Below are 14,322 nucleotides of genomic sequence, written 5' to 3'. Positions count from 1 at the left end.
CCGGGTATATGTAGCCTTTATTTCAATGCTTTTTAAAAAATTTATTGCTACATTTCTCTTTTAATACCACCAAATGAAATTAAAAGACTATTTGCTTTCTGTAGAAGATTTTCCCGAGGAGGAACTAGACCAAATCTTATCTAGTTTTAAGCAGCAAGTCCTAAAAAAAAACACCATTGTTGCCAAAGCCGGATTAGTTTGCAATACGCTTTACTATATGGAAAAAGGGTTGGCACGCAGTTATTACAACAATGCGGAGGGTAAGGATATCACTGCCTGGTTCTTTAATGAAGGAAATTTTATGACCAGTATGGAAAGTTTTTTCCATAAAAAGAACAGCGCATACCATCTAGAACTTCTAGAGGATAGCCTCTTATACGCTATTTCTAAAGATGATTTGGATCAATTGTTTCTAAATTTCCCGCTAATGGAACGTTTCGGCAGAAAATTGGTGATAAAACTATTAGGAGATATGATGGGCAAGCTAAATGCCATCCAGTTTCAAACCGCCAAGGAACGTTATCTTTTTATGATTAACGAATATCCGGACCTCTACTATCGTGTACCCTTGGGACATATTGCCTCCTATCTTGGCATAACCCAAGAAACCCTAAGTAGGATAAGGGCAAAAAACTAAATAAGGTTCAGAGAGCTTTAGATAAGTTGTTTAACCCCGTTTTTTGACCTATATCAAAGGAAGTACTAGTTAAACGTGTTAATTTTGTAAGGTAATTTATAAACCACTCACTTTTATGAATAAGGCAATACGTTTACTTACCCTGCTATTTGTATTTACATTTACCCTAGGAGGCAGTCTTTACGCTCAAAATCTTAGTGAAGAATTACAGCTTTTGATTACTGAGGCGAAAGCCAAGAACAGTACCATTAAGGTAAATAACCTAAATATGGAGCAAGCTCGTTTAGAAACTAAAACGGCTAGAAATACGTTGCTCCCAAAAATCTACCTCAACGGTAGCTATACCCGTTTAAACGATGATATTACGTTTAATGAGGATATGGAATCGCTACTAGTGGGTACTCAAAAACTGCTTATTAAAGAAGCTATTGGAGTTCCGTTTAATGCTCCCTTTCCTGAGGGAATTCCCCTGACCGACATTCCTCCACTTCAGAAGAAGAATATCTTAAAATCTTCTGTAGACGTAGATTGGATTCTTTTTAGTGGGTTTCAGGTTAGCAACGCTGTAAAGGCAAGTAAGCACAAATATAAATCTTTGGAAATCACCAATAAAATAGAGGAAGATAAAATAGTTCTTAAGACTATAGACCTATATGATAAATTGGGGTTGGCCATAAGATCGGAAGAGGTTTTAAAAAGCATGGACCAGTATTTAGAAAAGCAGGATAAGTTTGTGTCCACAGCCATAAAAAATGGTCTGGCAACCCCTATTGACCGACAAAAACTAAATCTTGCCAAGCAAAAATTAGCGACAAAGAAATTGGATGCCCAAAACCAACAAAAATTGGTTATCGCGGTATTACAACAATACACGGGTGCGTCTCAAGAGTTTTTAAGCAATCTACAGCCAGATTTACTGCCATTTCCTATCAACGAAACAATGGAAAGTAAAAAACGTAAGGAAATTAATGCCTTAGAGGAGGCAGAACTGGCCACTTCCTATAAATCTAAAATGGAAAGGAATAATTTTATTCCCAAGATTGCCTTAAAAGGACATTACGAATTTATAGAGGACGACCTCTCCCTTTTAGAGCCAAAATGGTATGTTGGTGTTGGAGCTAAATGGAATGTTTTTGATGGATTTGTTTCTAAACTGAAAAGTGACCAAACCAAGATAGAAGGACTAAAATATAGGGAACAGATTAATGAGGCCGAGGAGTTGATTCAGTTAAGCATTACCATAGCTCAACTATCCTTACAATCCGCCAAGGAAACCAGCCTTATGTCCCAACAGGAAGTAGATTTAGCCGAAGCCAATTACGAGCTTACCAATAAGCAGTACAAAAACGGACTTACCACGGTTAATGAAGTATTGGATGCCCTTACAGAGGTAGAAAAAGCAAAGTTCAATCTACAAAAGTCGTATTATAATGAGCGAAAGGCAGCCATTGAGTTATTATACGCCAAGGGACAACTAACTTTTTAATATTACTGACAACAATATCAAATAAAAAAATTATGCATAAATCAATATTCATAGGATGTTTTGCCGCTTTACTTTTAATCGGTTGCAACAGTAACAAAGAAATTACCGACCTAAGGGGAAAAGTAAAGTTTGAGACGCTCTCCATAAGTAGTAAGTTGGCGGGGCGTATAGCTGAAGTATATGTTTCCGAAGGACAAAAAGTAAAGAAAGGGGACACCTTAGCGCTCATAGACGTACCCGAAATAGGTGCAAAGCTGTTTCAGGCAGATGGAGCCGTCCTCGCCGCTCAAGGACAATTGAACATGGCCAATAACGGAGCTACTACAGAACAATTGGAGCAGATAAAGAGTCAGGTTGAAGCTAGTAAGGCTCAATTGAAGTTTGCAGAGGAATCTTTAAAACGAATAACTGCTATGTATAAAGATTCTTTGGTTACCGCCCAAGCGTTTGAAGAAACACAGATGAAGGTAGACATGGCCAGGGCACAATTAAAGGCTGTAGAAGCTAAGCAACAAGAAGTTACTGTAGGGACGCGCCAAGAGCTTTTGGCACAAGCCAAGGGGCAGTTAGATAGAGCAGAAGGTGCTAAAAAAGAAGTACTGATAGCTGCCGATGAGAAATATATCATTGCACCTACAGATATGTCTATAGAGACCATTACTTTAAATCCAGGTGAGCTGGCAAGCCCTGGGTATACCCTTTTTAATGGCTACCAGACTAATACGGTTTATTACAGGTTTACCGTTAGCGAATCTAAGATATATGATTATAAAGTTGGGCAAACCCTTACCGTAGTGAATCCATATACCAATGAAGAGAGTCCTTCTAAAATTACAGCCATTAAGCAGTTGCCTAGGTATGCAGATATTACCAGCACCTCTCCCTTATATAAATTAGATGAGGCCATATACGAACTAAAATTGGTTCCCGAAAACACATCACAGGAACAGCAGTTCTTTATTAATGCAACTGTACTTCTTAAATAAACCCTACCCATGAAGCAATTTATCCATTTGGTAAAAGAGGAGTTCCGACGCATATTTTCTAATGATGTGGTTATGGCCATATTCTTTGGTGCGCCTATTTTATACGGACTTATGTTTGGGTTTGTTTATCAGCAGGCAAAAGTGTTGGACCTTCCTATTGTAATCATCGATCAGGACAACAGTCCTGCTTCGGACATGGTGATAGATGCCTTTGACGATAATGAAGTGTTATTGGTCAGCGATATTAGACCCCTTGCTGGGAATATTGCCCAGGAGATGCCTCATATGGGTTATGCGGCCGTTATTACTATCCCTTCTAATTTTGAAGCGGATCTACTTCAAAAACGATATCCAGAAATTAGGGTAGACCTAAATATGGGGAATATATTGAACGCAAATACGGCTAGTGTAAATATCCAATCCGTACTATTGACCTTAAATGCGGGTATTGAAATATCTGGCCTACAAAAGCAAGGACTAGCACCAGAAGTTGCAGCCAAATCCTATGAGCCATTTAAGATCAATTTTAATAAGCTTTATAACTCTACAGGAAACTATGTGAGTTTTATGCTTCCAGGCCTTTTGGGCGGTATCATGCAGCAGGTTATTTTCTTAGCTATGGCCCTAGTCTTTGCTAGGGATTTTGAAGACGGATATTTCTCTAAGCTTATAGATGTAAATCGGTTATCCATTTACCATGTAGCCGTAAAATCGACCCCATTTCTATTATTTATACCCGTGATGTGGCTTATTGTTAGTCGGTTTATCCCATTCTTTAATATAGATGCGGATATATACAACCCTGCAATGTTTATATTGGTAGCACTACTAAGTATCGCTTCTATGATGATTGGGATGTTATTTTCAGTGATGATCCCCAATCAATTAAAAGCTACGGAGCTATTAATGGTAATTTCTACCCCGGCTTTTGTATTGAGTGGATTTACATGGCCTACCATGGCGATGCCAGACGCAATTGCCCATATAGCGCAATACATTCCTTTAACTCAATTCTTAAGCGGATTTAGAAAAGCAGCTGTTTATGGCGGCGGTATAGATGCGATTATGCCAGAAATAAAATGGCTTTTTATGATCGCCTTAGTCTGTTTTATAGCGATTCTAATTGCGTTACAGATCAAAATTAAATTGAAATTAAAAAAACAAGGATAAGATAAGGGCCAATTACTGATTTAACCTAGCAGTGAAAATTAGGTTTAATTAGAATTGGTCCATTTCTCTTTTTATAGAGGCTATCACAAGTATCAGCCTTATAGCATAGGAAATGCCCTATATATTATATTATCCTAGGTGGTTTTGTCTGCTATAATTAATTATGGGATTGCTACTTTCTAAACTAAAGGGAGTATATAGTAAACCATAAAACTTAGAATTATTATGGAGATTACATTCATCCAAAACCCAGCCCTTATCATATCAATTATTCGTAAATAGCCAGAACCAAAAACAACTGCATTTGGTGGCGTTGCAACAGGGAGCATAAAAGCACAGGATGCAGCAGTTGTGGTCGCTATGATCAATATAAATGGATCTACATTTAAGGTTAATGCTATTGGAGCTAAAATAGGTAATAACATAGCTGTTGTAGCGAGGTTAGAAGTTACTTCAGTTAAAAAGTTAACGGATATTATTATTATAAAGACCAGTAAGAAAAGAGAAACTCCTATTAACAAATCTATTTGACTACCAAGCCATACTGCTAATCCCGTTATTTGAAAACCTGCCGCCAAAGCTAGTCCTCCACCAAACAACAATATAATTCCCCATGGTATTTTAACAGCATCTTCCCAAGTGATTATTCTATTTCGTTTGTTTTTTGTAGGTAAGATAAATAAAATGATTGCTGCACTCATAGCAATGATTGTATCATCTATTCCTGGAATTAATGCTTGTAAAATAAAAGAGCGGGTAATCCAGCAAAAGGCAGTAAGTACAAATACCACTAGTACAATCTTCTCTTCAAATTGCATTGGTCCCAACTCCTTTATAAGTCGGTTAATTTCTTGTTTACCCCCAGGAAATTCCTTTTGTTTAAACTTAAAGGCTACGCGAGTTAAATAGAGCCATGCAATAACCAATAATAGTATCGAAACAGGCAATCCAAACTTAAACCATTGGAAAAAAGTAATTTCAACGCCGTATGTTTTCTCAACAAATCCCGCCATCACTAAGTTAGGGGGAGTACCAATTAAAGTTGCAATTCCGCCAATAGATGCCGAATAGGCTATTCCTAGCATTAACGCTTTTCCGAAAATAGCATTCTCATTTTCAACAGTCGTAGGGTTATCCTTTAATTGAGACACAATAGACATCCCTATAGGCAACATCATAACCGATGTAGCGGTATTGGATATCCACATAGATAAAAAGGCAGTAGCGATCATAAAACCGAGGATTACCCGATATATATTGGTGCCAATCATTTTAATTATATGTAACGCCATACGTCTATGGAGGTTCCACTTCTCTATAGCGATCGCTATAAAAAATCCTCCCAGATATAGAAACACATATTTATCACCATAAACAGCCGTAGTATCTTCTACCTTCATTATGCCAGAAATGGGAAATAGAACTAAGGGTAATAGTGCTGTTACCGCAATAGGAACGGCTTCTGTAACCCACCATATAGCCATCCATATAGTTACTCCCATCATTAAAAATGCACTTTCGGACATTCCTTTTGGGGTATCTAAAAAGGTTAAGGCAAAAAAAGATAAGGGGCCTAAGATCAAGGCCAAGGTTTTTTTGGGATTGGTCATTTTATCTATCTTGTAAGCAATTTAAAAGTAAACTACCTCGGGGCAAGCCCACAAGGCATTAAAAGAAAAAAAACATATTGATTTCGAGGCAAGCCTCGGAGCATTTAAATCTCGATTATCGAGAAAAGAATAAAAGTACGGACTCTCAGTTATAATCCTGTCATGATATAGGACATGACCAATCCGTTTTATTCTAATTATATGTAGTTTTTTAATTATTTTTCTCGATTCTAGACCCTACAATCTATAAGAAATATAGGCACATCTCCCAGCAAAACCGTTCAATTTATAAGTGTTAACAATTCTTGGTGCGCACTGTTATCATTTAACATTATACCATTCCATCACCGCTTAATTTTTCATAAACTGGTATGATAAATGTGATTGTGATCGGAGAAAAATAAAATTGGTCGCCACATATTACTAGTGGCGACCAATTAAGTTGATATTAATTTGAGTTTTGAACAAAGTTCTTATTGATATCCATTTCTCTCTGTGGTATATAAAATAATTCTCTTACCGATGCTGCTGAAATAAATGGTTCTGCTTCGTTCACCTTTTGGGCAGCAACTCCAAATCTTCTTAGGTCTGCCCACCTATGGTTTTCGAAAGCTAATTCCACCTGTCTCTCTTCTAGTAATTTCTCTTCGAAAGTGCCAGGTGTAGTTGCGTCAATACCGTCTAAACCCGCTCTATCTCTTACTTCGTTTATTAAATCATAGGCTTCACTAGACTCGCCTATAGCTTCTGCTAGCATTAAAAGAACATCAGCATATCTAAAAACAACAAAGTTTATATCGGAATCATTTTCGGTTGGAGGATCACTTTCAAATTTTGTAATATAATTTTGAATAATTGTTTCCCCAACAGAATTCACCCAACTTGTTCCCATAGAAGGAGCAAACCTTAAATCCCCATCCACATAAGAATTTTCCATTTCTGCAGTGGGCCTATTTCTACCAAAACCCTGTCCTGTCTGTAGAAATGCACTAGGAGAAAAATCATTAGTAAAGGCACTTCCTTGGCCAATACCACCGCTTATAAATTCTACTTCAAAAATAGATTCTTTATTATTTTCATTTGCGGCACCCCATAGTGCTGAATAATTATCAAGTAATTCATATCCATAACTGCCTATAATTCTTCGCAGTACAGTTTCTGCATCAGGTTTTTTATCCATAGTCAATAAAACCTTTGCTAGTAAAGTTGCCGCTGCACCTTTAGTAGCTCTACCTTTATCCCCAGCAGCATAAGAGACGGCTAAATTACTTTCCGCCATTTCCAAATCTGAGACTAACTGTGTAAAAACCACATTGGCATCTACTTGGGTTAATTCTTCTCCTGGTGTAAATGGAGTTACTTGTAATGGAATGTTCCCAAAAGCCACAGCTAGGTGGTAATACATTAATGACCTTAAAAATAGCGCTTCACCAATAATCCTGTTTTTAATATCGGCATTCATTTCTACTCCCTCTATTCTTTCTAAAATGACATTGCAATTAGCAATCACAGCGTAGGAGTCTGTCCATGCAGAAGTTATCTGCTCGTTTAGAGGATCTTCTGTAAACGCATTAATCTCGGCAAATTGTCTTGCTAAACCAGTTGCATCTGGTCCTTGATCCGTGTTGTCGCCTCTCATTTCAAACATGGTCCAATAGCCGCGACCATATACACCATTTTTTTGTAAGCCCGCATAACTTGCGTTTATCGCCGAAACAAAGTCATTTTCTGTAGTATAAAAATCAGCTTCGTTTCTATTAGAAATAGGTGCTAAATCGGTAAAATCATCACTACAAGAGCTTAATACGACAATTGTTATTAACAGTATAAATATATTTTTCATTTTGATTTGTTTTTAAATTAGAAAGAAAGATTTACACCTAATGTATATGACGTTGTCAAAGGATAAGCTCCATAATCTTCGCCAGGAGTTAAACTACTATTTGGCCTATTACTTACCTCGGGGTTAAACCCTAGATAATCCGTATTAGTAAATAGATTAGTTCCCGTAATATAAAATCTTAATTTTTTAATAGAAGAGCCAAAAGCCTCTTTAGCTGGGAAGGTGTAACCAAGGGTCATGTTTCGCAACCTAATAAACGAACCATCTTCTACCTGAAAAGATGAGGGCCTATTATTGTTACCATGGTTTCCAGAAAGTCTATCTGCCCGTGGAACACTTCCATTACCAGGTTCGGCCTCCGATCTCCATCTGTTATTAAAAACAGCATACGAATTAAAATTCGCTTCTCCGTTTTTTAAGTGTCTTGAGGTAAGGTTTAAGATTTCGTTACCTTCTACTCCTTGTATTAAAAAACTAAAATCGAATCCTTTATATCCAAACCTATTGGTGATACCCCAAGTGAAATCAGGGAAGTAACTTCCCGTTACCGTTCTATCATTAGGGGTAATTTTTCCATCACCATCTATGTCTTTAAACTTAAAATCTCCTGGCGCAGGATTAGGTGCCTGTGTATCCTCTGGAGCACTAGCAATATCTTGTTCGTTTTGATAAATTCCATCAACAACATACCCGTAATAACTTCCAATTGGGTCACCTATCCTAGTGATATGTCTAATTCCTGCACTACCCGAGGAGAATATAGGCTCCCCTTTTTGGTTTAGAGATAGCACCTCGTTTTTATTAGTAGAGAAATTAACATCAGTTTCCCAGGTAAAATCACCTACAAGATTTCTACTTTTCAGCGCTAATTCAAATCCTTCGTTTTTCACTTCCCCAATATTCTGTAGCGTAGTTTCGAAACCAGAAACTGAAGAAATTCCTACATTTAAAAGTAAATCTGAAGTAATTGTTCTATAATAATCAGCCAAAAGGAATATTCTATTATCAATAAAACCAAGTTCTAACCCTACGTTTGTTTGTACAGATTTCTCCCAAGTTAATTCTGGGTTTGGAATAGTTGATTGTATTAACCCATTTGCTTCATTTCCACTATAGTTGTAGTTATTTGGTGAAAGCAGACCAATTGCACCATAATTAGGGATTTCGAAATTCCCTGTTTCTCCCCAACTAAACCTCAATTTCAATTCTGAAATAGCATCAACAGATTTTAAAAACTCTTCCTCGTTTACTCTCCATCCTAAAGAGAATGATGGAAAATACCCCGTTTGATTATTCTTCCCAAAACGGGACGACTTATCTGAACGTAAGGTTCCTGTAAACAAATACTTATCATCATAACTATAATTCAACCTAAACAAGGCAGAAACCAAGGACCATTGCTCTCTCACCGAATTTCCAGCAAATACTTGTCCTCCACTAATAGTCGTTACCAAATCGTCTGGAAAATTATCTGCTTGTACCTGCTTAATACTGATATTATCTTTTTGAGCGGTATAACCTGCAATAGCATTAAAATAATGTACTCCAAGCTCTTTTTCCCAATTTAGCGTGTTTTCCCAAAGCCAATTTATTTCTGTAGATGAAGAGGCCTGTGCGTAAGACTCCCCTTCTGTAGCTTCTCTAAAAAGAAGCGTATTGGCTCTATAAAAATCTCTATTGTAGAGGTTTATATAGGTGCCTCCAAAAGTTTTAAAAGTAAAATCCGGATGTATTTCGTAAGATAATCCTAAAGATGCTCTTGTCTGAAACTGAAATAATTTGTCATCTACAGCATCTATTATTGCTAATGGGTTACTTGCAGAAGTAGTATTTCCTCCTAAATGAGATTGATTATCTGTTTGGTTATAGGTACCATCCACATTATATGGTTTTACGGTTGGTGAATGAACCAAGGCAGAATAAACTATCCCTGGGGGTCTTGCAAAATAGGGGGCAGAAGCTGGCTGCCTTTGATTTTCTGTTATAGTTGGAGCAATCTTTAAATCCAAATTAAGCTTTTCGCTTACTTGAGAATTTAAATTCAACATTAAATTATACCTTTCAAAACTTGATTGAGGGATTACTCCTTCTTGCTTAAAATACCCTCCAGATGCATGGTAACTAGTCTTATTCTTTAAAGGAGAGCTGTAGGAAAGATTATAGCTCTGTGTATATCCTGTTTTAAAAATTAAATCTTGCCAATCTGTGTCAGTTCCGTCCCAATTAATAAAAGAATTAGGCATTTCATAACTCGTATTTCCCCTGTCGCCCAATCCAATAGGATCATTTATTGAAGCTCCTGGAACATCCTGCAAATAAGCATTATTCCTAGCATCTCTAGTATAATCTATTAATTCACTAGCATTCATTAAGTCCACTCTATTAGCAACATCTTGCAGACTGTAAAAAGAATCAAATGAGAAAACACCTTCATCGGAAGTCACCCCTCTTTTGGTAGTAATTAAAACAACACCATTACCTCCTCTAGAGCCATAAATTGCAGCTGCAGAAGCGTCTTTTAAAATTTCAATAGAAGCTATATCATTTGGATTTATAGTTGCTAATGGGTTTACTGGAGGAGCTTGAAAGGATCCACCTCTTCTTTCTAAGTCGCCTTGTATCCCCAAAGTAGTTAGGTTTTTTGAGATAGGAATACCGTCTACAACAAACAAGGGGTCATTACCTGCAGATATGGAACCAGAACCACGTACTCTTATGTTTGGACTAGACCCTGGCTCCCCAGAAGTTTCTTGAACCTGTACCCCTGCAACCTGACCTACTATTGCATTTTCTGCACTTATTACAGGTATATCTGCGATTGTTTCTGGAGAGATGGATGCAACAGCACCTGTAACTCTTTTCTTAGATAGTGTACCATAACCAACAACAATAATCTCGTCTAACGCTGCGGCATCTGGCACCATGTTAACAGTTATGGTTGTCTTACCTTCAATATTAATTTGTTGCGTTTTATACCCTATATAAGAAACAACTACCTCATTAACAGCAGAAGGAAGTTCAATTTCGAAATTACCATCAAAATCAGAGACAACACCTACCGTAGTCCCTTTGGCTTGTACACTGGCACCAGGTAAAGGCATTCCGGATTCGTCCAAAACAGTTCCACTAAGTGTGTTCTGTTCTTTTATTAAAACCTTATTTAGAGGTTCATTTTCATCATGTGTATTAAAGGCATTAACATTTGTAAAAAAAAGCAAGAAAAAGATAATAGACGCTATAGTCAGGTAACTGACTCTAGGCCTTTTAAAGGATGGTATTTTCATAAATTCAAGGTTTAGTTATTAGTTTTTACTTATTCAATAGTTTTTCATTCATACACGTTATTATGTTTTTTTATAGACTAAAATTATCCTTCCTTATTAAAAAAAAACATAGTGCGAATTTTTATAGAATCGACTATGACGTTTAAAAGTTAAGAATTCCTCTTTGATTCCCATATAATTTTGAATATTTAAATCAGTAAAAAATATCTTTCTTGAAATAATGAAGGCTTCTCTTTTTAATTAGGATGTTACTAAATTCGATAATTAATTCTTATTCAACCTAGGTTTGAAGGAGAATTTAAATTCTCCCTTATTTATATGTTTAAGATGATTAATTGGACTGTTCTACTTAAAGAGGATGCTGGAATAAAATGGCATACAATTATCGCAATATTCCATTTATTATAGTTATTATCATTGGGCTAACGACTAGGATTGACCATTTATTCATTTTGTTGGAGTAGACCACCAATAATGTAAATCCCTTTTTAGTTCTCCGCTTTCTTAGCCTCTTTTCGCTGTTCTCTTTCTAATTTTCTAAAATACCTTCTGGTTAGGAAATTGTGTTTTAGCGCCTCGGTTACCTCATTAAAATTTTGAACTCCTTTAGTAACATTCTCCATGGTGTTTTCTAATTGATCAACCAAAGTTGTATCTGAAGCCAAATAATTAATTGCGCCCTTCCCCTCTTTCAACTCCCCTATTACTGAATTAAGGTTTTCGGACATTTTTTGAATCTCATGGCTCGAATTTTCTAGGTGGACTATTATATTTCGCATCTTTTCGCCAGAAATAGAATCTTTTAAGAGTACCCCAGCAGTACTTTTCTCCAGGTCCACTTGTTTTATAAGCTGGTTCATTTCCATTATCATAATATTAGCCTGCCTACTGGTATTTTTTAGATTACTAATAGTTTGATGTAGGTCCTCGGCCATTAGGGTGTCATTAAGCAACCTCCCAAACGTACCTTTTCCTTGGGTTAAGGATCGGGATACTTTTAGCAGGTCTTCCGTTAACAAAGCGGCATTTTCGTTGGTGAGGCTTAGCGTATTAAGCATATCCTGGGTAGCCACTTTACTCAAGGACTGTAACTCATCACCAGGACCAATATGCGTCGCCGTTCCTTCCCCAGGCACAATGTTAATAAGCATACTCCCCACCAATCCATCAGAACCAATGGTTGCAACCGCATCTTTCTTAATATGATTCTGCATTTTTTCCTCTATAATCATGTGGATTCTAATGACCGTATCATTTATCATTTCTATTCTTTTAACGGTACCCACGTTAATACCCGAAAAACGGACATTGTTACCAGTTTGAACTCCATTAGCATTTTTAAAAATGGCGCTAATAGGAATAGTTTTTCCAAACATATTCTGCTTATTCCCAATTAAGTAAGCGGCAACAACCAACAATACGGTCCCAAAGACCACAAATATTCCAAGTTTTAAATTCTCCAATTTTGTTTTTGCCATAATCTTATTTTTTAAAAAATGCTTCCACTTTAGGATCAGTGGATTTAGATAATTCGGAATAGGTCCCCTCAGCATAATTAATGCCATCGACAAGTAGAATCATTCTATCCGAAATAACCCTTGCACAATCCACATCATGAGTAATAATTAGGGAAGAAGTACCATATTTTTGCTGTATGCTATGCATTAATTCTATAATCTCTTTAGATGTTATAGGATCTAAACCACTAGTAGGCTCATCATAGAGGATTACCTTAGGTTTTAAGATTAGGGTACGTGCCAAGGCCACCCTTCTTTTCATACCTCCAGACAGTTCAGACGGCATTAAATCAATAGTATGGGCCAACCCAACATTTTCTAAGGCTTCTAATACTAAGGGGTCTGTATCCTTGTTTACGCCTAACTTCTTTTTATGCCTACGCATAGGAAATTCTAGATTTTCCCGTACCGTCATAGAATCGTATAGTGCACTGCCTTGAAAAAGAAATCCGATATCTAACCGTAATTCATCCATTGCCTTACGGTCCAAATTATTTATTTCCTGCCCTAATATTTTTACCGAGCCGCTATCGGGTGCTATCAAGCCAACAATACATTTAATCATTACGGATTTACCGGAACCAGATTTCCCCATGATCACCAAATTACCACCTTCTTCTAAAGTCAGGTTAAATCCATTTAACACATGGTTATCTCCAAAACTTTTCCGTAAGTCTCTAATTTCTATAACCAATTTTCTAGCATCCAATTCCTCTATTAAGGGTCTCATCTGATCCTGATTTTCCATATATATATGTTATAATTCATAAAAAATATCGGCAATAATCACCGCGATAAAATCGACCAGAAACAACAGCAAGGATGCCATAACCACAGCTGTATTGGCCGCTACTCCAACACCTGCAGTTCCCTTTTTACAATAATATCCCTTATAACAGCCTACCAATCCGATTATAAAGCCAAAAAAGAAGGATTTAATGGTTGCGGGTACTAAGTCTGAAAAGCTTAATGCATTAAAGACAGTATTAAAATAGAGCTGAAAAGAAACTCCTCCTTTTAAATTTTCTAACAGGGCAGAACCGAATAATGCCAACAAATCTCCAAAAACAACTAAGAGGGGTAACATTAGGGTAGTGGCTAATATCCGTGTCACTACCAAATATTTAAAGGGATTGGTGCCAGAGACTTCCATAGCATCTATCTGTTCTGTTACCCGCATAGATCCCAACTCTGCCCCTATCCCCGATGAAATTCTCCCTGCACAGATCAAAGCCGTAATCACAGGTCCTACTTCCCTTACTATAGAGATTCCTACCATATTGGGCATCCATGACACAGCACCAAATTGAATTAAAGTAGGCCTAGACTGCAAGGTGAGAACCAAGCCAATTATAAATCCAGTTATGCCTACCAAGAACAAGGATCGGTTCCCCATCTGATAACATTGTCGTAACAGCTCTTTAAATTCAAAAGGGGGTTTTAAGGCCTCCCTTAAAAATCGAGCTGCAAAATAGGAGAGATCGCCAGTCTCTATGAAGAATTGTTTTATGCGGTTAATCATGCATTACATGGTATTCATTTCTAGATCTGTTCTTAGCTGTTCTCTCAAAGATACAGGAAAGTAAATGGGCTTATAATGACCAAAATCATAAGGGTTTGCAGCTAGAATATGGACTTAATTCTAATAGGGTCTAATAAACTTTCTTATTTCCGTTGTATCTTAGTAACGGGAATCAACAACAGAAGACATACGGGATTCATCGGAAGACCTAATATGCACTAGCTCTATTAATAACCCCGTACAAATTAAATGGTTTTCAGAATTGTT

10 protein-coding genes are annotated in these 14,322 nt (G+C 36.9%); 4 read left to right on the top strand and 6 right to left on the bottom strand.

Annotated features, from left to right (window positions below):
- The first annotated feature begins 73 nt into the window (after nt 1-73).
- From H344_RS0102095 to H344_RS0102080, 4 genes are all read left to right on the top strand, one after another.
- A complete protein-coding gene (locus tag H344_RS0102095) occupies nt 74-637 on the top strand; it encodes a Crp/Fnr family transcriptional regulator (protein WP_026808769.1) in 564 nt (187 codons plus the stop codon).
- Nucleotides 638-752: 115 nt separating this feature from the next.
- Nucleotides 753-2,123, top strand: coding sequence for a TolC family protein (locus H344_RS0102090; RefSeq protein WP_026808768.1), 1,371 nt, complete (start codon nt 753-755; stop codon nt 2,121-2,123).
- A gap of 32 nt (nt 2,124-2,155) precedes the next feature.
- Nucleotides 2,156-3,109: an HlyD family secretion protein gene (locus tag H344_RS0102085; RefSeq protein WP_026808767.1), complete on the top strand. Its 954-nt coding sequence runs from the start codon at nt 2,156-2,158 to the stop codon at nt 3,107-3,109.
- 9 nt (nt 3,110-3,118) lie between these two features.
- On the top strand, nt 3,119-4,279 hold the full coding sequence (locus H344_RS0102080) for an ABC transporter permease (protein WP_026808766.1): 1,161 nt from the start codon (nt 3,119-3,121) through the stop codon (nt 4,277-4,279).
- Between the two features lie 179 nt (nt 4,280-4,458).
- Here H344_RS0102080 and H344_RS0102075 read toward each other — a convergent pair whose 3' ends face one another.
- The 6 genes from H344_RS0102075 to H344_RS0102045 form a co-directional block, all read right to left on the bottom strand.
- A complete protein-coding gene (locus tag H344_RS0102075) occupies nt 4,459-5,889 on the bottom strand; it encodes an SLC13 family permease (protein ID WP_026808765.1) in 1,431 nt (476 codons plus the stop codon).
- Nucleotides 5,890-6,337: 448 nt separating this feature from the next.
- Nucleotides 6,338-7,732, bottom strand: coding sequence for a RagB/SusD family nutrient uptake outer membrane protein (locus tag H344_RS0102070; protein WP_026808764.1), 1,395 nt, complete (start codon nt 7,730-7,732; stop codon nt 6,338-6,340).
- Nucleotides 7,733-7,749: 17 nt separating this feature from the next.
- Nucleotides 7,750-11,016, bottom strand: a complete 3,267-nt coding sequence (locus H344_RS19580) for a SusC/RagA family TonB-linked outer membrane protein (protein WP_084148720.1) — start codon at nt 11,014-11,016, stop codon at nt 7,750-7,752.
- A gap of 488 nt (nt 11,017-11,504) precedes the next feature.
- Nucleotides 11,505-12,494 (bottom strand): MlaD family protein, encoded by a 990-nt coding sequence (locus tag H344_RS0102055; RefSeq protein WP_026808763.1) that lies wholly within the window; start codon nt 12,492-12,494, stop codon nt 11,505-11,507.
- A 4-nt stretch (nt 12,495-12,498) separates the two neighbouring features.
- Nucleotides 12,499-13,263 (bottom strand): ABC transporter ATP-binding protein, encoded by a 765-nt coding sequence (locus H344_RS0102050; protein WP_034256045.1) that lies wholly within the window; start codon nt 13,261-13,263, stop codon nt 12,499-12,501.
- A 27-nt stretch (nt 13,264-13,290) separates the two neighbouring features.
- Nucleotides 13,291-14,055, bottom strand: coding sequence for an MlaE family ABC transporter permease (locus tag H344_RS0102045; protein ID WP_026808761.1), 765 nt, complete (start codon nt 14,053-14,055; stop codon nt 13,291-13,293).
- Nucleotides 14,056-14,322 lie beyond the last annotated feature (267 nt).

The organism is Arenibacter latericius DSM 15913 (assembly GCF_000424985.1).
Lineage (GTDB): Bacteria > Bacteroidota > Bacteroidia > Flavobacteriales > Flavobacteriaceae > Arenibacter > Arenibacter latericius.
The sequence above is the reverse complement of the archived record's forward strand: the minus strand, read 5'-3'. Positions and strand labels throughout refer to the sequence as shown.